This is a genomic window from Massilia sp. Bi118 (assembly GCF_918697865.1).
Taxonomy (GTDB): domain Bacteria; phylum Pseudomonadota; class Gammaproteobacteria; order Burkholderiales; family Burkholderiaceae_D; genus Telluria.
Window position 1 is genome coordinate 1 of the sequence record NZ_CAKKMV010000018.1, and the last position, 20,177, is coordinate 20,177.

Sequence of the window (20,177 nt, forward strand, 5' to 3'; positions counted from 1 at the left end):
AGCCGAAACCGCCCGAACAGGAAAAACCGGTGCCGGCCAACTGGGGCATCAGTCCGAACAACGCCTGAGTAAGAACAGACCATGCCGGAAACCGCATTTTCGCCAGCTTCCCTTGCCGCGTTGTCCGGCACTCCCAGCGTGAAGCGCCGCCTGCTGGCGATGGTGTACGAAGGCTTCCTGCTGCTGGCCGTGGCCGCGCTGACGACGGCGCTGTTCATGCTGGCCACCCAGAACCGCCACGGTCCGCTCTACCATTACGGTCAGATGGCCGTGCTGTTCCTGACCATCGGCGCCTACTTCGTCTATAACTGGACCAATAGCGGCCACACACTGGCGATGAAGACCTGGCGTCTCTGCCTGGTGTCCGGCGCCGACGCGCGCGTGCCGCTGCGCACAGCGGCCCTGCGCTACCTGTTGGCCTGGGGCTGGTTCGTGCCCGCGTTTGCCGTGCGTACGCTATTCGACCTGCACGGCAAGGGCGAGATCGCAGCCCTCTACGCCATCGGCATCCTGGGCTGGGCCCTCACCGCCTTCCTCGACAAGGACCGCCAGTTCCTGCACGACCGCCTGGCCGGCACCCGTCTGGTGCAGCTGCCGAAGGCCGGCGCCGCTGCCGCTACTGCGCCAGCAGCTTCCTGATCTGCGCTTCGGTCTGGGCATAGTCGCCCTCGCCGAAGTGGCTGTACACCAGCTCTCCTTTCTTGTCGACCAGGTAGAAGGCCGGCCAGAACCGGTTCTGGTACGCGCTCCAGGTCAGATAGCGGTTGTCCTGGGCCACCGGGAAAGCGATCCCGTTGCGCTTCACGGCCGTCTGCAGGCTGTCGAGCTTGCGCTCGAACGCATACTCGGGCGTGTGCACACCCACCACCACCAGCCCCTGGTCCTTGTACTTCTGGTGCCAGCCTTTCACATAGGGCAGCACGTTCAGGCAGTTGACGCAGTCGAAGGTCCAGAAGTCGACCAGCACCACCTTGCCGCGCAGCTGCTGCATGCTCAGCGGCGCGCTATTGATCCAGTTATCGATGCCCGCGAATTCCGGTGCGGGCGCTGCGTAGGCCGGCGCGCCGACGAAAGCCGCGGCGGCAATAATGGGGAGAGCAAAGCGCATGTCAGAGTCCTTTCACGACAGGGAAGAGAAAAGCGATACGGGCGACCAGCAGGCTGTCGTATTGCAGCCAGATGAGCGCGGCGCTGGCGATCACCAGCAGGCCGAACACGCGCTGCAGGGCCAGCGCATGCCGGGCCAGCGCCCGCACCCGCTGGGCCGCCACGCGGCCGCCATGGATCAGGCCCAGCATCGGGATGGCGGCGCCCAGCGCATACAAGGCGATCAGCGCGGCGGCCCGCTGCGGCTCGCGCGCCTGCACGACCAGCGCGAGGATCGAGGCCAGCACCGGGCCGGCGCAGGGCGTCCATACCGCGCCCAGCGACAGGCCGAGTACGAAACCACTACCCTGCCCTTCGCGTTCGACGGCCGCTGCGGATGTGCCGCGCAGCCGCTCCAGCACGCCGCGCGACCAGGCCACCAGCCGGTCCCAGGGTTCGGGCCACAGGCGCAGCAGGCCGGATAGCGCCAGCAGGGCCAACGCCAGGTTCCGCAGCGTGTCCTGCGCCAGCTGGGCGCTGCTCGACACCGCGCCCAGCGCGAGCGCGAAGCCGGAAAAGGAGACGACGAAACCGGCCACGATCAATAACGGACGGCTGCGCTCCCGCCCGCCGGCGCCGGCGCCCAGCAGGATGGGCAGCACCGGCAGCACGCAGGGCGAAGCGACGGTCGCCAGGCCGGCCAGCGCGGCCAGCGGGAATTCGATGGCGTTCATGGCGCCTCCTTCACAGACGGTCGGCGTCGATCACCGCGTCGGCGAATGCGCGAGGCGCTTCCTGCGGCAGGTTGTGGCCGGCGCCAGGCACGATGCGGTGGATACGCTTGCCGGTGAAGCGCGCGGCATAGGCCTTGCCGTCGGTGGCCGGGGTCACGCCGTCGGCATCGCCGTCGAGCGTAATCGTCGGCACCGCGATCGACGGTCCCGCCGCCAGTTTGCGCTCAATCTCGTCGTAGCGCGCTTCGCCCGGCGCGACGCCGAGCCGCCAGCGGTAGTTGTGGATGACGATGGCGACGTGGTCGGGATTGTCGAAGGACGCGGCACTGCGTTCATACGTGGCGTCGTCGAAGGCCCAGCGCGGCGAGTTGGTTTTCCAGATCACGCGGTTGAAGGCGCGGCGGTTGACCTCGTAGCCGGTGCGTCCGCGTTCGGTGGCGAAGTAGTACTGGTACCACCAGCCGCGCTCGGCCTCGGGCGCCAGCGGCAGGCGGTTGCGTTCGAGGTTGTTGATCAGGTAGCCGTTGACCGACACCAGGGCCTTGCAGCGCTCCGGCCACAGGGCAGCGATGATGTCGGCGGTGCGCGCGCCCCAGTCGAAGCCGGCCAGCACCGCCTTGTCGATCTTCAGCGCATCCATCAGCGCGATGATGTCGAGCGCCACCGCCGCCTGCTGGCCGTTGCGCAGCGTGTCATTCGACAGGAAGCGCGTCGTGCCGTGGCCGCGCAGGTGCGGCACGATCACGCGGTAGCCCTGGGACGCCAGCAGCGGCGCCACCTCGGCAAAGCTGTTGATGTCGTAGGGCCAGCCGTGCAGCAGGATCACCGGCTTGCCGTCCGCCGGCCCGACTTCGACGTAGCCGACGTCGAGCAAGCCGGCCTTGATCTGGTGGACCTTTCCGAAAGCGGCGGGCGCGGCGCCTTCACGTGCCTGGGCGCTACCCGGCAGGGCAGCCTGGCCTGCAGCGAGAGCGATGGCGAGGGCGCCCAGCGAGAGCAGGCGGCGGCGGAAGGTGTTGAAGGATTCGAGCATGGCGGACTCCGTTTCGGTTAGCGGGGGATGGCGGGTGCGTTGCCGGCAAAGGCCGGGATGGCGCGCAGGGCGTCGACGATGGCGGCGATGTGCGGCCAGCGCGCCAGCGCCAGCCCTGCCCGTTCGGCATTCACGGCTTGCGGGAACAGGAAGACGTCGGCCAGGGTCGGCATGTCGCCGCTGCTCAGGCGTCCGGCCGGACGGCGCGCCAGCAAGGCTTCGAGCGCATCCATTCCCTCCGCTGCCCAATGTCGCTTCCAGACGTCGATGTCTTCCGTGTCCAGCCCCTGCGCCGTGCGCAGCAGGCCGGCAACGCGCGGCGTCACCAGCGAATGGATCTCGGCAGCCACCGCCAGCGCGATCGCCCGTACCTGGGCACGGGCCGCCGGCTCACGCGGCAGCAGCGGCGGTTCGGGATAGCGCTCGTCGAGGTATTCGACGATGGCCAGCGACTGGGTCAGCCATTCGCCCTCGTCCGTCAGCAGGGCCGGCACCAGACCTTGCGGATTCACGGACAGGTAGCCGGCGCTGCGCTGCTCGGCCTTGGCGCCGAGGATGGCAACCGGGATACGTTCGGCAGTCACGCCCTTCAGGACCAGCGCGATGCGCACCCGGGATGCCGCCGATGAGATCTCGTTGTCGTAGAGCTTCATGCTTCGCTTCTCCTTTATTTATCAAGATAATCGTTATCGCGATAACTAATTGAGCTGAAGTCTAGCACCGCTTTTTGGCCTTTTCAAGTACGATAACGATTATTGCGATAAGTATTTTTACGGAGGGATGATGGCAGAGCAGAACGACAGCAGCGCCAAGGCGGCCCGGATGGCCGATTTCATGTGTTTTGCGGTGTATTCGACCAACCTGGCCTATTCGCGGGTCTACAAGCCGGTGCTGGACCAGCTCGGCCTGACCTATACCCAGTACCTGACCATCATCGCGCTGTGGGAGGAAGATGGCCAGACGGTGAAGAGCCTGAGCGACAAACTGTTCCTGGAACCGAGCACGGTCACGCCCATGCTCAAGCGCCTGGAAGCGATGGGCTACCTGACCCGCGCGCGCGACGCCAGGGACGAGCGCAACGTGCGCATCTCCCTGACCGAGGCCGGGCGGGCGCTGCGCGAAAAGGGATTGGGATTCGGGAAGATCACAGTGGAGGCTTCGGGCCTGACGCCCGAAGAGTTCCCGGTGCTGCAGAAGGCGATTGCGCGGCTGCGCGACAACCTGATCAAGGCTGCCGGTTCGGACTGAGGATCCTCAGAAACGCGCGCTCAGAACTTCTCGATATCGCGCAGGTAGCGCCACTGCCCTGCCGGCAGGCCGCTCAGTGCGACACGGCCGATGCGCAGGCGGCGCAGGCCGGTCACTTGCAAGCCCACCTTGGCGCACAGGGCTTCGATCTGGCCGGGCACGATGCCCTTGCCGGCGAAGCGCAGCCGCGCCTCGCTCTGCCAGCTGGCCTTGATCGGGGCCTTGGGGGTACCGCCCGCGTTCAGGCGCGCGAGACCATCCTCGGCGATCGCGCCCGAGACCTCGGCCACGTATTCCTGCTCGATACGGTCGCTGTCCTGCGTAAGCTTGCGCACCACGCGCCAGTCCTGGCTGAACACCACCAGGCCGCTGGCCATGACTTCCAGCGGCATCGCCGGCGTCAGCCTGCTCAGGTGGCGCTTGAGGAAGCGCTGGCCGTGCCCGGTCTGGAACAGCGTGTCGGCTTGCAGCGAGTCGAGCGCCGCCTTGCCGTGCAGGCCGGCCGGCTTGTGCAGCAGGATGGTGACCGGCTGCGGTTCCTCGGCCGTGGCGCCGGGGAGCAGCGCGACCTGCTGTGCAGGCAGCACGCGCGTGGCCGGCTCGTCGACGACTTCGCCATCGACGCTGACCCAGCCGCCGGCGATGTAGCGCTCGGCCTCAGCGCGCGAACACGCCGCGATGTCGGCCACGCGCTTGGCCAGGCGAATACCGTCGTCGCTCACTTGAAGAAATCCTTGAAGGCGGCGATGGTCTTCTGCACGTCGTCGCGGCTCACGTCCAGGTGGGTCACCAGGCGGGTGTGGGCGCCGATCGAAGCGCGGATGCCGTGTCTGGCCAGGTGCTCGCGCAGCGCGGCCACGGACGCCTCCGGGATTTCGACATAGAAGATGTTGGTCTGCGGCGCGGTCACGCTGAGCTGTTCGATCTGGGCCAGGCCGCTGGAGAGGTCAGCCGCATTTTGATGGTCTTCCGCCAGGCGCTCGACGTTGTTCTCCAGCGCGTACTGGGCCGCCGCGGCGATCACGCCGGCCTGGCGCATGCCGCCGCCCAGCATCTTGCGCCAGCGCTTGCCCTGCTCGATGAAGGCCTTGGGGCCGAGCAGCACGGAACCGACCGGCGCGCCCAGGCCTTTCGACAGGCAGACCGAGACGGTGTCGAAGCCGGCCACCTGCGCGCGCAGGCTGATGCCGTTCTTGACGGCGGCGTTGCAGACGCGCGCGCCGTCGAGGTGGGTCGCCAGGCCCTTGTCATGCGCCAGCTTCGTCGCGGCGAGCACGTAATCCTGCGGCAGCACGCGGCCGCCGATGGTATTTTCCAGGGCTAACAGGCGCGTGCGCGCGAAGTGCATGTCGTCCGGCTTGATATAGGCCGCGATGTCGGAAAGTAGAATGCTGCCGTCCGCCTGGTTGGCGATCGGCTGCGGCTGGATGCTGCCCAGCACCGCGGCGCCGCCGCCTTCGTACTTGTAGGTGTGCGCTTCCTGGCCGACCAGGTATTCGTCGCCGCGGCCGCAGTGGCCCAGCAGCGCGATCAGGTTGGTCTGGGTGCCCGAGGGTGCGAACAGGCCGGCCTCGAAGCCGAACAGCTCGGCCGCATAGTCCTGCAGGCGGTTGACGGTCGGGTCATCGGCATACACGTCGTCGCCGACGGGGGCCGCGGCCATGGCGGCGCGCATGGCAGCCGACGGTTGGGTGACGGTGTCGCTGCGCAGGTCGATCCAGTGTTCGTGTCGTTCGCTCATGGTCTCACTCAGTCTCGGTCTTCATACGTAAAAGCGCTCGGCCATCTCTTCCAGGCCGACTTCGGCCAGCACCTGCTGCAGGCGCTCGGCGGGCCGCTTGCGCGGCAGATTCTTCCAGGTGGCGACGATCAGCTCGTTCTTCATCGAGTGCTCCCAGCCCACCAGTTCCGTCACCGTCACCTGGTAGCCGTGCGCCTCCAGCTGCAGGCAGCGCAGCACGTTGGTGATCTGGCTGCCGAATTCGCGGGTGTGGATGGGGTGGCGCCAGATCTCGGTCAGCGCGCTGCGGCCCAGGTCCTTGCCCTTGTTCTTGCGCAGCACGGACGCCACTTCGGCCTGGCAGCAAGGCACCAGCACGATATGCTTCGCCTTCTTCTTCAGTGCGAAGTCGATTGCGTCGTCGGTCGCGGTATTACAGGCGTGCAGTGCGGTGACCACGTCGATGGTCGGCGGCAGCTTGCCCGAACCGGTGGACTCGGCCACCGACAGGTTCAGGAAGGACATGCCCTCGAAGCCCAGGCGCGCCGCCAGCTCGGTCGATTTCTGTACCAGCTCTTCGCGGGTCTCGATGCCGTAGATGTGGCCGCCCTCGCCTGCAGGCTTCCCTTTGAAGAGCAGGTCGTAGAGGATGAAGCCGAGGTAGGACTTGCCGGCGCCGTGGTCGACCAGGCTCACGCCCTGCTTCTGTTCTCCCTGCTGCGCCAGCACGTCGTTGACGAGCGGCTCGATGAACTGCACCAGGTGGTAGACCTGCTTCAGCTTGCGCCGGCTGTCCTGATTGAGCTTTCCCTCACGGGTGAGGATGTGCAGCTCCTTGAGCAGTTCGATCGACTGCCCGGGCTTCACTTCCGGCAGGAGTTCATACACGGTCGGCGCAGGCTTCTTGCCCGCGCTGTCTTTTTTAACTTGCTTCATCTATCCAGGCCGTTTGTATGGCTTCCAGCACGCGCTCGCCGCCGCGTGTACGGTCGTCGTCGAAGCCATCGAGTTCGACGACCCAGTTATGCAGGTCCACGAAGCGCACCGTTGTGGGGTCGACGTCCGGGTACTTCTCGACCAGTGCTTCGGCGATGGCGGTGACGTCGGTCCACTTCATGGTTCTACACTCCGTGATCAGTGATTCTCGGCTGCGTGGTTGATCGTGTATTTCGGGATCTCGACGACCAGGTCTTCATCGGCGATGATGGCCTGGCAGGACAGGCGCGAGTTCGGCTCCAGGCCCCAGGCCTTGTCCAGCATGTCCTCTTCCTTCTCTTCCTGCTCGTTCAGCGAATCGAAGCCTTCGCGCACGATCACGTGGCAGGTGGTGCAGGCGCACACGCGGTCGCAGGCGTGCTCGATCTCGATGTCGTTTTCCAGCAGGGTGTCGCAGATCGACTTGCCGGTCTGGCCATCGAGCACGGCGCCTTCGGGGCAGAAGACGGGATGGGGGAGGATGACGATTTGTGGCACTTCTTTACCTCGTTTATATTGTTTGCTCTTGCTTCGTCATTCCCGCGCAGGCGGGAATCCAAGTTTGCCGGCGTTTCGTCAGCTCTAGCAGAACTTGGATTCCGCCTTCGCGGGAATGACGGGCTTGTGGCCGTTACACCTGATCCAGCGATTTCCCTGCCAGGACCTTCCTGACGCTCTTGTCCATGCGCCGCGCCGCGAAATCCTCGGTGCCGTGGGCCAGCGCCTGCACCGCGTCGTGCAGCTTGTTCTGGCGCTCGTCGACGCCGACCGCATCGTCGTTCGAACGGGCCAGCGCGTCGCGCACGCCCTGCTCCAGCGTCGCCACGGCCGCGCGTTCTTCACCGCTCAGCAGCTCGGCGTCGGTATCCAGCGCCGACTGCGTGGCCAGCAGGATGCGCTCGGCCTCGACCTGCTCTTCGCGCAGCGCACGGGCGACCATGTCGACCTGCGCCGAGTTGTACGAATCCTGCAGCATGCGCGCGACTTCGTCGTCGCCCAGTCCGTAGGACGGCTTGACGGTGATGTGCGCCTCGACGCCCGAACGCGTCTCGCGCGCCGACACCGCCAGCAGGCCGTCCGCATCGACCTGGTAGGTCACGCGGATGCGCGCCGCGCCGGCCGCCATCGGCGGGATGCCGCGCAGCTCGAAGCGCGCCAGCGAACGGCAGTCGGACACCAGCTCGCGCTCGCCCTGCACGACGTGCACCGCCAGCGCGGTCTGCCCGTCCTTGAAGGTCGTGAACTCCTGCGCGCGTGCGCACGGAATGGTCGAGTTGCGCGGGATGATCTTCTCGACCAGGCCGCCCATGGTCTCAATGCCCAGCGACAGCGGGGTCACGTCCAGCAGCAGCCAGTCGTCGCCGGCGGCGCGGTTACCGGCCAGCAGATTCGCCTGGATCGCGGCGCCCAGCGCCACCACCTTGTCCGGGTCGATGTTCGCGTGCGGGATGGTCTTGAAATAGTCGCCCACTGCGCGGCGGATAGTCGGCATGCGGGTGGCGCCGCCGACCAGCACCACGCCGTCGACGTCTTCGACCGACACGTCGGCGTCGCGCATGGCCTTGCGGACCGCGTTCATGGTCTTGGCGACCAGCGGCTGCGTGATCTCGGCGAAGGTCTTCGCCTGAATCGTCACCTGCACGATTTCGCCCGACTTCAGAATCGCCTCGACCGTCGTCTCTTCGTTGGTCGACAGCAGTTCCTTGGCCTGGCGCGCCTTGACCATCAGGGTCGCAGTGTCCTCATCCGACAGCGGCGCGAGGCCGGCCTGCTGGGTGATGTGGCAGAACAGGCGCTGGTCGAAATCGTCGCCGCCCAGGGCCGAATCGCCGCCGGTCGACAGCACCTCGAAGACACCTTTGGACAACTTCAGGATCGAGATGTCGAAGGTGCCGCCGCCCAGGTCGTAGACCGCGTAGACGCCCTCTTTACCGTGATCGAGGCCATAGGCGATGGCGGCGGCGGTCGGCTCGGACAGCAGGCGCAGCACGTTCAGGCCGGCCAGCTGGGCAGCGTCCTTGGTCGCCTGGCGCTGGGCGTCGTCGAAGTAGGCAGGCACGGTGATCACGGCGCCGACCAGTTCGTCGCCGAGGGCGTCTTCCGCGGTCTGGCGCAGGGTCGCGAGGATTTGCGCGGAGACTTCGACCGGGCTCTTTACGCCGGCGACGGTCTTGACCTGGACCATACCCGGAGCGTCCACGAAATCGTAGGGCATGTTCTCGGCGTGCGCGATGTCCTTCAGGCCGCGGCCCATGAAGCGCTTGACGGAGACGATGGTGTTCTTCGGATCGGTGGTGCGGTGGGCTTGCGCCTTGTAGCCGATGTTGGCGTGGCCGTTCGGCAGGTAGCGCACGATCGATGGCAGCAGCGCGCGGCCGTCTTCGTCGCTCAGCACTTCGGGAATGCTGGAGCGGACGGTCGCGACGAGGGAATTGGTGGTGCCCAGGTCGATGCCCACCGCCAGCCGGTGCTGGTGCGGCGCGGTCGACATGCCGGGTTCGGAAATCTGCAGTAGTGCCATGGTCGTGTTACCTGGGTTGTTTTTATTGTCGCGTGGGCACAGTGTGCCCACCCTACGAACGGCGGCGTTTCCCGTAGGGTGGGCACCCCGTGCCCACCAAAGCCGTCAATTTTCCAGCGCTTCGAACGCGTAGTGCAGCTCGTCCGCGAACTTATCGAGGAACATCAGCGCCCGCACGCCCTGCGCCGCCTGGGTGAAATCGCCGGCGTCGAGCAACTTGCCGACCTGCGCCAGCCGGCTTTTCTTCTCGCCGCGCACCTGCGCATCCAACTCGTCGAGCGCCTCGGCGTCCTTGGACGCGCGCGCATCGGACAGCGCCTCGCGCAGTTCCATCTGCTGCATCAGGAAGTCCATCGGCATCGCCGTGTTGGACTCGGTCTGCAGATCGACGCCATTCAGCTCGCACAGGTAGCGCGCGCGCAGCATCGGGTTGCGCAGGGTCTGGTAAGCCTCGTTGGCGCGGGTCGCCCACTGCATCGCGACGCGCTTTTCGGCGTCGCTGGCGTTGACGAAGCGGTCCGGGTGCACGCGGCCCTGGACTTCGCGATAGGCTGCGTCCAGCGCGTCCTGGTCGACGTCGAATTGGGCGGGCAGCTGGAACAGCTCGAAGTGATTCTGCATCGTACCGGCTTTACTGAGCGTCAGATGCGGAAGGATTCGCCGCAGCCGCAGTTGTCCTTGACGTTCGGGTTATTGAAGCGGAAGCCTTCGTTCAGGCCTTCGCGCGCGAAGTCCAGCTCGGTGCCGTCGATGTAGGCGAGGCTCTTCGGGTCGACGAAGACCTTCACGCCGTGCGACTCGAAGATATTGTCTTCAGCCGCCGGCTCGTCGACGTACTCCAGCTTGTAGGCCAGGCCGGAGCAGCCGGTCGTGCGCACACCGAAACGCAAGCCGACACCCTTGCCCCGGCGTTCGAGGTAGCGGGTGATGTGACGCGCGGCTTTTTCGGTCAGGGTGATTGCCATGTTCAGTTCTCTCCAGCTGTTTCGGTTGCTACGGTTTGCTACATCGTAGGGTGGGCACCCTGTGCCCACGCGCGACGCCCGATATGACGCGAACGTTGTGCGTGGGCTCGGGGAGCCCACCCTACGAATTACGCGGCTTTTTCTTCGGCTGCGTGCTTGTGCTTGTAATCGGCCACAGCCGCCTTGATCGCATCCTCTGCCAGGATCGAGCAGTGGATCTTCACCGGCGGCAGCGCCAGTTCTTCGGCGATCTGGGTGTTCTTGATGGACAGCGCTTCGTCCAGCGACTTGCCCTTCACCCATTCGGTCACCAGCGAGCTCGAAGCGATCGCCGAGCCGCAGCCGTAGGTCTTGAATTTCGCGTCTTCGATCACGCCGGCTTCGTTCACCTTGATCTGCAGCTTCATCACGTCGCCGCAGGCCGGGGCGCCGACCATGCCGGTGCCGACGTCGTCGGAGTTCTTGTCGAACGAGCCGACGTTGCGCGGGTTTTCGTAGTGGTCGAGGACTTTGTCGGAATATGCCATGGTGGTTCTCCTAGAATTCGTAAATTAGTGTGCGGCCCATTGGATCGAATTCAGGTCGATCCCGTCCTTGTGCATTTCCCACAGCGGCGACAGTTCGCGCAGCTTGCCGACTTTCGATTTCAGTAGGTTGATCGCGAAGTCGATGTCTTCCTCGGTGGTGAAGCGGCCGATGGTGAAGCGGATCGAGCTGTGCGCCAGTTCGTCGCTGCGGCCCAGTGCGCGCAGCACGTAGGACGGCTCCAGCGAAGCCGAGGTGCAGGCCGAACCCGACGACACCGCCAGGTCCTTGACCGCCATGATCAGCGATTCGCCTTCGACGAAGTTGAAGGACACGTTCAGGTTGTGCGGCACGCGGTGTTCCATGTCGCCGTTGATGTAGACCTCTTCGATCTCCATCAGGCCCTTGGCCAGGCGGTCGCGCAGCGCCTTCACTTTCGCGATCTCGGCGTCCATCTCTTCCCTGGCGATGCGGAAGGCTTCGCCCATGCCCACGATCTGGTGGGTCGGCAGCGTGCCCGAACGCAGGCCGCGCTCGTGGCCGCCGCCGTGCATCTGCGCTTCCAGGCGCACGCGCGGCTTGCGGCGCACGTACAGGGCGCCGACGCCTTTCGGGCCATAGGTCTTGTGGGCGGTGAAGGTCATCAGGTCGACCTTCAGCGCTTCCAGGTTGATGTGGACCTTGCCGGTGGCCTGGGCGGCGTCGCAGTGGAAGATCACGCCCTTCTTGCGGCACAGCTCACCGATTTCGGCGATCGGCTGGATCACGCCGATCTCGTTATTCACCAGCATCACGGAGACCAGGATGGTGTCCGGGCGGATCGCCGCTTCCAGCTGTTCCAGCGAGACCAGGCCGTTGTCCTGCGGCTCGAGGTAGGTCGCCTCGAAGCCGACGCGTTCCAGCTCGCGCACGGTGTCGAGCACCGACTTGTGCTCGGTCTTCACGGTGATGATGTGCTTGCCCTTCGTTTTATAGAAGTTGGCGGCACCCTTCAGGGCCAGGTTGTTCGATTCGGTCGCGCCCGAGGTCCAGATGATCTCGCGCGGATCGGCGCCGACCAGGGCGGCGACATTGGCGCGCGCTTCCTCGACGGCGGCTTCGGCGCTCCAGCCGTAGGCGTGGCTGCGCGAGGCCGGATTGCCGAACTGCTCGCGCAGGAAGGGAATCATCGCATCGGCGACACGCGGATCGATCGGCGTGGTGGCCGAGTAGTCCATGTAGATCGGGAAGTGCGGTGCAGTCTGGAAGCTCTGCTCGATTTTTTTGTCCAGGGGCGCGTTCATCAGTTCACTCCATTCAATATGCTGTGCGTTGCTTCGGTATTCTCGGCCGGCGCGTGGCGGTGCATCACCACCACGTTCTGTTCCTTCTGCTCTTTCTGTTTCTGCTGCTCGACCAGGTCATGCAGGGTGACCGAATCGAGGTAATCGACCATCTTCGCGTTCAGCGTGGCCCACAGCTCGTGGGTCATGCAGCGCGTGCCGCTGGCGGCATCGGCGCCGTGGCAGTTTTCCTTGCCGCCGCACTGGGTGGCGTCGAGCGGCTCATCGACGGCGATGATGATGTCGGCCACAGTCACCTTGTCGGCGCTGCGCGCCAGGCTGTAACCGCCACCCGGGCCACGCACCGATTCGACGATCTCGTGCCGGCGCAGCTTGCCGAACAGTTGCTCCAGATAGGACAGCGAAATGGCCTGGCGCTGGCTGATGCCCGACAGCGTGACGGGACCCTTGCCCTGGCGCAGGGCAAGATCGATCATCGCAGTAACAGCAAAACGGCCTTTGGTGGTCAGACGCATCACAACCCCGGGTTGGTTTCCAGACAGTGGTAAAATCTTGCTTCTCTTCAACGTCTTCAAGTGCATTTCCTGCATGAGCAAGAACTAAAACCTGATTAGTTGATTGAATTAGTCAAGTATAGCGCATCCGACGGGGTTTGTCTTGGAGGCCCCAAAAGTGGCCAGCTCTCCAAATTCGGGGTCAGAGCACTTTTTTGTGCAATAGCCGCTGCACAAGTTTCGCCCTGCCCATCACCTGTCTTCCCTCTGCCGCCATGCCAGCTGTTCATGACATGCTTCCGAGGATCAATTGATCAAAAAAGTGGTCTGACCCCGAATTTAGGGTTGCAGCAGTTGCATCGGGCCGAAGAGTTTGTGCATGCCCTGGTGGCCGATGAAGCTGAGGTTGTAGGGGTGTTCTGCGTGGATTTGCGGGAAGCCGTCGGTTTCGGGGACTTTTTTCAGTTGTTCGGCGATCTTGCCCCACAGGACCAGGGTCGGCTTTTCCTTGCACTCCCCCAGGGCCGCGAAGATGTCGCGCTGGAAGGGTAGCCAGGCGCGGGCGTCGACTACCGGGGCAACGTGCTTGCGGAATACCAGCGAGGCGTTCAACAGCAGGAAGCCTTGCGCGATGAGCTTGTCCTGCAGCGCCGGCAGGGTCTGGATGAATGCGCCTTCGCGCGCCGCCCTGGCGATCGGCGCCATGGCCGCGCCGCCGGTATCGGCTACGTTCAATCGGCCGTCGGCCACCAGCAGCATCTTCATGAAGTTGCGCAGCGAGGTCGCGCGGTTGACCGGCTTCGACAGGCCCGTGTCCGACCACAAATCGCCCACCGCGCCGTCCATGAAGCACACGCCGGTCGCGCTTTCCGGGCGCGGATACGGCCCCTCCCCCACCAGCACGTAGCGGACCTGTTGCAGCGGCAAGGAAAACGCCGCGAACAGGCGCCCGCCGTTCGGCAGGTAATCGTCGACGGCCAGCGCCGGCAGGTAGGCCGGGTCGGCCTCCATCATGGCGCGCAGGCCGGCTTCCAGATGCGGCCGCCAGGAGGCATCGGCCAGGTCCAGGGCATCGAGGATGGGAGCGGGGATCGAGGTATTCGGCATGGCTGGAATGGCAAGCTGAAAAGGACGCAGATTGTAGCCGACCGGGCCGTCCGCAAGGCCGCGCACGGGCTTTTTTTGCGGACTGTTCCGCGCGTCAAACTGGCGTCCGGCTTTCGCGAATCGGTGCATCATCAGCCGCATCTTGCAACCGACAGGAGACCCTCATGCAAACGATCCAGGATGTGATGACCCGCGACGTGCAAAGCATCTCGCCGCAGGAAACGATACAGCGCGCCGCCCAGATGATGGATGAGCTGAACGTCGGCTCCATCCCCGTGCTCGATGGCCAGAAGCTGGTCGGCATGATCACCGACCGCGACATCACCGTGCGCGCCACCGCCGCCGGCCAGGCCCCGGGCAGCACCCGCGTCGGCGACGTGATGAGCACCGACGTGCGCACCTGCTCGCCCAACCAGACCGTCGACGAGGTGCTGGGCCAGATGGGCGACGTGCAGATCCGCCGCGTGCCGGTCGTCGACGAGCAGTCGCAGGAAGTGGTCGGCATCGTCTCGATGGGCGACATGGCGACCAAGCACTCGGCCGGCATCGACCACGCGCTCGAAGAGGTGTCGACGCCGTCGGAGCCGGACCGCTCGATGATCGGCTCGCAGACCCGTCACTGATCACGCCAGCCAGCCCGGGCGCAGATTACTCGGCGTCCGGCTGGTTCGAAGGATGCGCCGCGACGAAGGCCGGCATCGCGATGCAGGCCGCGTTGATGCGCGCAATCGCCGGATAGACGGCGATATCGATGCCATTGCGCTGCGCATTGAAAACCTGCGGCACCAGGCAGCAGTCGGCGATGGTCGGCGTGTCGCCGTGGCAGAACGCGCCGCCGGCGGGGTCGCGCGCCAGGTGCTGCTCCAGCGCCTCCAGGCCGCCGACCAGCCAGTGGCGGTACCACTCGGTCTTCTGCTCTTCCGACAGTCCCAGATCGCGCACCAGGTAACGCAGCACGCGCAGGTTGTTCACCGGGTGGATGTCGCAGGCGATGATCTGCGCCAGCTCGCGCACGCGGGCGCGCCCGATGGCGTCCGCCGGCATGATCGGCGTTTTCGGGTAGGCTTCTTCCAGGTACTCGAGAATGGCGACCGACTGCGTCAGCGTCATGCCGGCGTCCTCGAAGCTTGGAACCAGGCCGCTCGGATTGATCGCGCGGTAGGATTCCTGTAATTGCTCGCCGCCGCCGCGCAGCAGGTGCACCGGCACCGCCTCATACGTCAAACCCTTCAGGTTCAGCGCGATGCGGACGCGGTAGGCGGCCGAGCTGCGGAAATAGGTATAGAGCTTCATTTCTGCGCCCCGTGGTAGTGGACCACTTCCTGATCGATGGTCCCGAAGATGCTCGCGCCACTGGCATCCAGCATCTCGATGCGGACCGTATCGCCGTAGCGCAGGAAGGAGGTCTGCGGCGCGCCCTGCTCGATGGTCTCGTACATCCGCACTTCGGCCAGGCAGCAGTAGCCGACGCCGCCGTTGGCGATGCTCGAGCCGTGCAGGCCGCCCTGCTTGTTCGATACCGTGCCCGAGCCGATGATGCTGCCGGCCGCCAGCTCGCGCGTCCTGGCGGCGTGCGCGACCAGCTGGGCGAAGCTGAAGGTCATGTCGTCACCGGCGTTGGGCCGGCCGAAGGGCGCGTCGTTGAGCGTGACCTGCAGCGGCAGGCACAGCTTGCTGTCGCGCCAGGCATCGCCCAGCTCGTCCGGCGTCACCGCCACCGGAGAAAAGGCGCTGGCCGGCTTCGACTGGAAGAAACCAAAACCCTTTTCCAGCTCCTTCGGGATCAGGTTGCGCAGCGAGACATCGTTCACCAGCATCACCAGGCGGATCGCCTGCGCCGCCTGCTCGGGGCTCGCGCCCATGGGCACGTCGCCGGTGACGACCGCCACTTCCGCTTCGAGATCGACGCCCCAGTCCTCGGACAGCACCGCGATCGGGTCGCGCGGGCCGACGAAGGAATCCGAGCCGCCCTGGTACATCAGCGGATCCTGGTAGAAGGACGGCGGCACCTGGGCGCCGCGCGCTTTACGGACCAGCTCGACGTGGTTGATGTAGGCCGAGCCATCGGCCCACTGGTAGGCGCGCGGCAGCGGCGAGGCGCACTCTTCTTCCAGGAAGGAGTCGGCGTCCTGGGCCAGGCCCTGGTTCAGCTGTTCGTACACCTGCTGCAGCTGCGGCGCGATGCGGTCCCAGTCGTCCAGCGCGGCCTGCAGGGTGCGCGCGATATTCGGTACAGCCTGGCAGGTGACGAGATCGCGGCTGACGACGACCAGGGTGCCGTCGCGGCCGCCGGCTTTCAGGGTGGCGAGTTTCATGAATTCCTCAGCGATTGAATGATGCCCCAATTAAAAATGAAAACGGACTATCATACAAACAGTTTTTTTCGCCTCATTTATCGGATTATCTGATGAATCCAACCTTGCGCCAGATGCGCGCCTTCATCGCCGTGGCCAAGACCGGTAACTTTACGCTTGCGGCGCAGTTCCTGCACGTCACACAATCCGCATTGTCCGGTTTGATCAAGGAGCTTGAGCAAACGCTGGGCGCCCGCGTGATCGATCGCAGTACGCGCCGGATTGCCCTGACGGATATGGGTAACGAGCTCTATCCCCTATTCAACCAGATGATCGACGATCTCGACCGCGCGCTGGCCAACGTCGCCGACCATGCGCAGCTGCGCACGGGCATCGTGCGGGTCGCCGCGCCCCAGCTGATGGCCTGCACCCTGCTGCCGCAGGCGATCGCCGCCTGGCGCGAGCGCCACCCGGACGTCAAGGTCAGCCTGGCCGACAGCGGCGTCGAGAACGTCACCGCGCGGGTGCTGTCCGGCGAAGTCGACTGCGGCATCGCCCCCGAGCGCGACGAGACGCCTGAGCTCGAGGCGCGCCTGTTATTGGATATGCCCTTCGAGGCCGTGATCCCGCCCGGCCATCCGCTGGCGGGCCGCGACCGCCTGGCCTGGGGCGACCTGGCCGGCTATCCCTTCATCTCGCTGCGCGGCCAGTTCACCGAGCGCCTGCTGGCCGACATGGGCGAAGCCCCGCGCGAAGCCACCCTGAAACCGGAACACGAAGTCAATTTCATGACCACCGCGCTGGCGATGGTGGCGGCCGGGCTCGGGGTCACGGTCAGCATGCCCTACGCGGCGGCGCTGGTGCAGCGCTATGGCCTCTTGAGCCGGCCGCTGGTGGACCCGGTACTGACGCGCCGTTTCTTCGTCTACACGCGCGGCCAGCGTTCGCTGTCACCGGCGGCCGAGGCTTTTGTTGCCTTCCTGGCCGAGTACGTCGGCAGCGGACTGCCGCGCCAGCCGCTAGAATATGGGCATGTCCCATAACACCATCGATATCAACCGGGCCATGGGCCGCTTCGACAGCCACGCCAGCGTCTGGCTGTTCGGCTACGGCTCCCTGATCTTCAAGGCCGATTTCCCCTTCCTCGAGCGCCGTCCTGCCCACATCGGCGGCTGGAGCCGGCGCTTCTGGCAAGGCTCGCACGACCACCGCGGCACCGAGACCGCGCCCGGCCGCGTCGTGACCCTGGTCCCGGAAACCGATGCCGTCTGCCACGGCATGGCCTACCTGGTCACGCCCGAGGAATTCGCCCACCTCGACTACCGCGAAAAGAACGGCTACCTGCGCCTGGCGACAAGCATCCATTTCGAGGACGGCAGCGCGGCCGAGGGCCTGGTCTACATCGCCACCCACGAGAACGCGGCCTACCTGGGCCCGGCCAGCGAGCGCGACATTGCGCGCCAGATCGCGTCGTCCTGCGGCCCGAGCGGCCCGAACAGCGAATACCTGCTGGAACTGGCCAAGGCCTTGCGCGAACTGGGCAAGTTCGACGCGCACGTGTTCGAGATCGAGCGCCATCTGGCTGCGTTCTTGCGCTAAGCTGGTCTCCGGATTCGATTCGGAGACCAGGATGCAGGAAGCGCCCCGCCCGCCCTCGGCTGGCGACCTCGACGACGACACGCTGGCCTTCGTGCGCCGCGTATTCGGCTACGCGCGCGCCGGCGAGGCCGGCGAACTGGCTACCCTGCTGTGCCAAGGCCTGCCGCCCAACCTGCGCAACGAACGCGGCGACAGTCTCTTGATGCTGGCCTGCTACCACGGACACCATGACGCGGCGAAAGTTCTGCTCGAACATGGCGCCGATCCGGCAATCATGAACGACGCCGGCCAGGCTCCGTTGCACGGCGCCGCCTTCAAAGGGGATTTGCAGATCGCCACCCTGCTGCTCGAGCACGGCGCCCAGGTGGATGCTGCCGGCCCGAACGGCAAGACGGCGCTGATGTTCGCCGCCATGTTCAACCGCACCGACATCGCGCAACTGCTGCTGGCGCGCGGCGCCGATCCCTTCCGCCTGGATGCCGACGGCAACTCGATGCTGGATGCCGCCCGCAAGATGGGGGCGGCGGACACCATGGAACTGCTGGCAGCCGTGACGAACGAACGCTGAGAAGAATTAAGCTGCCGCCTGGGCGACCGGCGGCGGGCAGATGCGGTCGCGCCCGCCCTGCTTGGCTTCGTAGAGCATGGCGTCGGCCCGCAGGAAGAGCGCATTCTCCGTTTGGCAGGCCGGATAGGCGGCCATGCCGCCGCTGAAGGAAAAGCGCCGCACGTCGCCGGCGCGGACTTCGAAAGGCAAGGCGCCGAAGGCACGCCGCATCGCATCCAGCCGGGCCCAGCCCTCCTCCACCGTGCAATCCCAGAACACGACCACGAATTCCTCGCCGCCGAAGCGGCTGAGGAGGTCGCGCTCGCCCAGGTGGGAGGCCAGGCAGACCGCCAGGCGCTTCAGCACGATATCGCCAAAATAATGGCCCCAGGTATCGTTGATGGTCTTGAACTTGTCGATGTCGATCACGCCATAGGCCAGCGGCCGCTCCTCGCGCGCCGCCTGGCGGATCAGTTCCTGGGCCTTTTGCTGCAGGCCGACCTTGTTGAGCAGGCCGGTCGCGCGGTCTTTCGAAATCAAATCCTTGCTGACGCGGATCTTGCTGGCCCGGTTGATCAGCTGGGCGCACAGCAGCTCGGCGTCACCGGCCGGCAGCACGGCGTCGAAACCGTTCGCCAGCGCGCGCTGCATCAGGGCCGCATCGGGCTGGCGCTGCAGCAGGACGATTTCGCGCACCGGATCGGCTTCGATGTTCTTCTTGAGCACCCACGCCAGCGACTCGGTGCGCGCGAACTCCGCATCGCTGACCAGCACCAGGTCGGGCTGCAGCTCGCGCACCCGCAGGTGCAGGGTCTGGGCCTGGTCATGTTCAATTAACTCGATCCGCGCCTTGTGCAGGCAGGCCTCGTCCATGCCGCTCATGTCGCCCAGATGCATCAGGCGCACCAGGTCGCCGCGTTTCTGCTGGACAAAGAGCTTGAACAGCTTGTCGACCAGCACGTCGTTGGCGATCGGCTTTTCGGCATAGGCCAGGCAGTGGCAATCGACCAGCTTCTGCTGCAGCAGGTAGCGCCCGCCCTGGCGGCTGCTCTGCAGGTAGACGTATTCCTTGCCGGCCGGCAGGCGCTGCAGCAGCTCGCCCAGCATCAGGGTCTTGCGGCTGTCGAGCATGTCCGACTGCATGTTGTGCAGGGCGTCCAGGTCGATCACGAACAGGCCGTTGCCGGTATCGCCCTCCACCGCCGCCACGAACTGGCTGACTTCGCTGAAGAAAGCCATGTCGAAGTCGTATTTGTGCGCGTGCAGGCGCAGCTCGGCCGCGTTGTCCTTGATGAAGAAACTCTGCGACAGGAGCAGCGCGCGATATTTATAGAGCGGGACAGGGCTGGGCATCTTGCAGGGTCCGTCGGATGCTGATTTGCACGGCTAACATACAAGGATATTGCCCTGAAAGGTATAAAAAATGGAAACTTTTTTTGATGCCATGTGCTGACATGGCGCAACAACAACACCCGGACTATCCGGTGCGGGTAGGCAAAGGAGCCTGGCTGAGGTATTTCGGCTTCACGCCGGCAGTGAGCCAGACGCCGTTGTCCGACTGGTAGAAAGCGATGCCGTCCGCATGCATCCGCGCCGCATCGACGCGCAGCACGACTGGGAAGCCATGGCGGGCGCCGACGCGGGTGGCGGTCTGCAGATCGGCGGACAGATGGACGTGGTGGCGCGCCCCGGCCTTCAGCCCGGACGCCAGGATGGCCTTCAGGAAGCGGCTGGCCGTGCCGTGGTAGAGCACGGCGGGCGGCTCCGCCTCTCTCAGCTGCAGGTCGACGGCGATGGAATGGCCCTGGCTGGCGCGGATGCGGCTGCCGTCCTCGCTGAGGGCGAAGCGCTGCTTGTCGTTATCGGCGACCACGCGCTCGAGCAGCGCCCGCTCGACCGGCTTGCCATGCGCCGCCAGGCAGGCCAGCAGTTCGCCGGTGTCGGCCCAGCCGTGGGCGTCCAGCGCCAGCCCGATACTGTCGGGGCGGTGGCGCAGCACGTAGCTGAGCAGCTTGCTGGTGGCGACGATGAGGTCCTGGGGCATGC

Annotated in this window: 26 protein-coding genes; 6 read left to right on the top strand and 20 right to left on the bottom strand. The window is 65.6% G+C overall.

The window, feature by feature from the left end:
- The first annotated feature begins 81 nt into the window (after positions 1 to 81).
- Positions 82 to 639: an RDD family protein gene (locus tag LQV39_RS22180; protein WP_230029358.1), complete on the top strand. Its 558-nt coding sequence runs from the start codon at positions 82 to 84 to the stop codon at positions 637 to 639.
- On the opposite strand, the gene LQV39_RS22185 is transcribed toward LQV39_RS22180, so the two are convergent.
- Genes LQV39_RS22185 through maiA (LQV39_RS22200) form a run of 4 tightly spaced genes read right to left on the bottom strand, consistent with a single transcriptional unit; the run spans position 617 to position 3,506 of the window.
- Positions 617 to 1,108 carry a redoxin domain-containing protein gene (locus LQV39_RS22185; RefSeq protein WP_230029359.1) on the bottom strand — a complete coding sequence of 164 codons (492 nt, stop codon included), beginning with the start codon at positions 1,106 to 1,108 and terminating at the stop codon, positions 617 to 619. The genes LQV39_RS22180 and LQV39_RS22185 overlap by 23 nt on opposite strands.
- 1 nt (position 1,109) lies before the next feature.
- A complete protein-coding gene (locus LQV39_RS22190; RefSeq protein ID WP_230029360.1) occupies positions 1,110 to 1,820 on the bottom strand; it encodes a cytochrome c biogenesis CcdA family protein in 711 nt (236 codons plus the stop codon).
- Positions 1,821 to 1,830: 10 nt separating this feature from the next.
- On the bottom strand, positions 1,831 to 2,853 hold the full coding sequence (locus tag LQV39_RS22195) for an alpha/beta fold hydrolase (RefSeq protein ID WP_230029361.1): 1,023 nt from the start codon (positions 2,851 to 2,853) through the stop codon (positions 1,831 to 1,833).
- A 17-nt stretch (positions 2,854 to 2,870) separates the two neighbouring features.
- The gene (maiA, locus tag LQV39_RS22200; RefSeq protein WP_230029362.1) at positions 2,871 to 3,506 is read right to left on the bottom strand and encodes a maleylacetoacetate isomerase; all 636 of its coding nucleotides are present in this window, start codon (positions 3,504 to 3,506) and stop codon (positions 2,871 to 2,873) included.
- A 130-nt stretch (positions 3,507 to 3,636) separates the two neighbouring features.
- On the opposite strand from maiA (LQV39_RS22200), the gene LQV39_RS22205 reads away from it, so the two are divergent.
- Entirely contained in the window at positions 3,637 to 4,101 is a 465-nt protein-coding gene (locus tag LQV39_RS22205; protein WP_230029363.1) for a MarR family winged helix-turn-helix transcriptional regulator, read from the top strand.
- Between the two features lie 20 nt (positions 4,102 to 4,121).
- On the opposite strand, the gene LQV39_RS22210 is transcribed toward LQV39_RS22205, so the two are convergent.
- The 12 genes from LQV39_RS22210 to LQV39_RS22265 all read right to left on the bottom strand — a co-directional run bounded on the left by LQV39_RS22210 (position 4,122) and on the right by LQV39_RS22265 (position 13,691).
- A complete protein-coding gene (locus tag LQV39_RS22210) occupies positions 4,122 to 4,823 on the bottom strand; it encodes an RNA pseudouridine synthase (RefSeq protein WP_230029364.1) in 702 nt (233 codons plus the stop codon).
- Complete coding sequence (ltaE, locus tag LQV39_RS22215) at positions 4,820 to 5,842, bottom strand: low-specificity L-threonine aldolase (RefSeq protein WP_230029365.1); 1,023 nt, start codon at positions 5,840 to 5,842, stop codon at positions 4,820 to 4,822. The genes LQV39_RS22210 and ltaE overlap by 4 nt, the downstream gene beginning before the upstream one ends.
- Before the next feature lie 21 nt (positions 5,843 to 5,863).
- Positions 5,864 to 6,757: an SAM-dependent methyltransferase gene (locus LQV39_RS22220; protein WP_230029366.1), complete on the bottom strand. Its 894-nt coding sequence runs from the start codon at positions 6,755 to 6,757 to the stop codon at positions 5,864 to 5,866.
- The gene (iscX, locus tag LQV39_RS22225) at positions 6,744 to 6,938 is read right to left on the bottom strand and encodes a Fe-S cluster assembly protein IscX (protein ID WP_230029367.1); all 195 of its coding nucleotides are present in this window, start codon (positions 6,936 to 6,938) and stop codon (positions 6,744 to 6,746) included. The genes LQV39_RS22220 and iscX overlap by 14 nt, the downstream gene beginning before the upstream one ends.
- A 17-nt stretch (positions 6,939 to 6,955) precedes the next feature.
- Positions 6,956 to 7,294, bottom strand: a complete 339-nt coding sequence (gene fdx, locus LQV39_RS22230) for an ISC system 2Fe-2S type ferredoxin (RefSeq protein ID WP_230029368.1) — start codon at positions 7,292 to 7,294, stop codon at positions 6,956 to 6,958.
- Positions 7,295 to 7,427: 133 nt separating this feature from the next.
- Positions 7,428 to 9,317 carry a Fe-S protein assembly chaperone HscA gene (gene hscA / locus LQV39_RS22235; protein WP_230029369.1) on the bottom strand — a complete coding sequence of 630 codons (1,890 nt, stop codon included), beginning with the start codon at positions 9,315 to 9,317 and terminating at the stop codon, positions 7,428 to 7,430.
- 105 nt (positions 9,318 to 9,422) lie between these two features.
- Complete coding sequence (gene hscB, locus LQV39_RS22240) at positions 9,423 to 9,938, bottom strand: Fe-S protein assembly co-chaperone HscB (protein WP_230029370.1); 516 nt, start codon at positions 9,936 to 9,938, stop codon at positions 9,423 to 9,425.
- Between the two features lie 20 nt (positions 9,939 to 9,958).
- Positions 9,959 to 10,282: an iron-sulfur cluster assembly protein IscA gene (gene iscA, locus LQV39_RS22245; protein ID WP_230029371.1), complete on the bottom strand. Its 324-nt coding sequence runs from the start codon at positions 10,280 to 10,282 to the stop codon at positions 9,959 to 9,961.
- Positions 10,283 to 10,410: 128 nt separating this feature from the next.
- On the bottom strand, positions 10,411 to 10,809 hold the full coding sequence (gene iscU, locus LQV39_RS22250) for a Fe-S cluster assembly scaffold IscU (RefSeq protein ID WP_036168742.1): 399 nt from the start codon (positions 10,807 to 10,809) through the stop codon (positions 10,411 to 10,413).
- A 24-nt stretch (positions 10,810 to 10,833) separates the two neighbouring features.
- Positions 10,834 to 12,090, bottom strand: coding sequence for an IscS subfamily cysteine desulfurase (locus LQV39_RS22255; RefSeq protein WP_230029372.1), 1,257 nt, complete (start codon positions 12,088 to 12,090; stop codon positions 10,834 to 10,836).
- A complete protein-coding gene (gene iscR / locus LQV39_RS22260; protein ID WP_230029373.1) occupies positions 12,090 to 12,605 on the bottom strand; it encodes a Fe-S cluster assembly transcriptional regulator IscR in 516 nt (171 codons plus the stop codon). Before iscR ends, LQV39_RS22255 begins: the two co-directional genes overlap by 1 nt.
- A 318-nt stretch (positions 12,606 to 12,923) precedes the next feature.
- The gene (locus LQV39_RS22265; protein ID WP_230029460.1) at positions 12,924 to 13,691 is read right to left on the bottom strand and encodes a uracil-DNA glycosylase; all 768 of its coding nucleotides are present in this window, start codon (positions 13,689 to 13,691) and stop codon (positions 12,924 to 12,926) included.
- Between the two features lie 164 nt (positions 13,692 to 13,855).
- Between LQV39_RS22265 and LQV39_RS22270 the strand changes: the two genes are divergently transcribed.
- Entirely contained in the window at positions 13,856 to 14,314 is a 459-nt protein-coding gene (locus LQV39_RS22270) for a CBS domain-containing protein (protein WP_230029374.1), read from the top strand.
- Between the two features lie 25 nt (positions 14,315 to 14,339).
- Here LQV39_RS22270 and maiA (LQV39_RS22275) read toward each other — a convergent pair whose 3' ends face one another.
- Positions 14,340 to 14,984 (bottom strand): maleylacetoacetate isomerase, encoded by a 645-nt coding sequence (gene maiA, locus LQV39_RS22275; protein WP_230029375.1) that lies wholly within the window; start codon positions 14,982 to 14,984, stop codon positions 14,340 to 14,342.
- Positions 14,981 to 16,006, bottom strand: coding sequence for a fumarylacetoacetate hydrolase family protein (locus tag LQV39_RS22280; RefSeq protein ID WP_230029376.1), 1,026 nt, complete (start codon positions 16,004 to 16,006; stop codon positions 14,981 to 14,983). Before LQV39_RS22280 ends, maiA (LQV39_RS22275) begins: the two co-directional genes overlap by 4 nt.
- A 92-nt stretch (positions 16,007 to 16,098) precedes the next feature.
- Between LQV39_RS22280 and LQV39_RS22285 the strand changes: the two genes are divergently transcribed.
- From LQV39_RS22285 to LQV39_RS22295, 3 genes are read left to right on the top strand one after another with little or no spacing between them, the layout of a single operon-like run.
- Entirely contained in the window at positions 16,099 to 17,028 is a 930-nt protein-coding gene (locus LQV39_RS22285) for a LysR family transcriptional regulator (RefSeq protein ID WP_230029377.1), read from the top strand.
- Positions 17,018 to 17,584 carry a gamma-glutamylcyclotransferase gene (locus LQV39_RS22290; protein WP_230029378.1) on the top strand — a complete coding sequence of 189 codons (567 nt, stop codon included), beginning with the start codon at positions 17,018 to 17,020 and terminating at the stop codon, positions 17,582 to 17,584. The genes LQV39_RS22285 and LQV39_RS22290 overlap by 11 nt, the downstream gene beginning before the upstream one ends.
- A 31-nt stretch (positions 17,585 to 17,615) precedes the next feature.
- Positions 17,616 to 18,152: an ankyrin repeat domain-containing protein gene (locus LQV39_RS22295; protein WP_230029379.1), complete on the top strand. Its 537-nt coding sequence runs from the start codon at positions 17,616 to 17,618 to the stop codon at positions 18,150 to 18,152.
- Positions 18,153 to 18,158: 6 nt separating this feature from the next.
- On the opposite strand, the gene LQV39_RS22300 is transcribed toward LQV39_RS22295, so the two are convergent.
- On the bottom strand, positions 18,159 to 19,484 hold the full coding sequence (locus tag LQV39_RS22300) for a GGDEF domain-containing protein (RefSeq protein ID WP_230029380.1): 1,326 nt from the start codon (positions 19,482 to 19,484) through the stop codon (positions 18,159 to 18,161).
- Positions 19,485 to 19,608: 124 nt separating this feature from the next.
- A complete protein-coding gene (locus LQV39_RS22305; protein WP_230029381.1) occupies positions 19,609 to 20,175 on the bottom strand; it encodes an RNA 2'-phosphotransferase in 567 nt (188 codons plus the stop codon).
- Positions 20,176 to 20,177 lie beyond the last annotated feature (2 nt).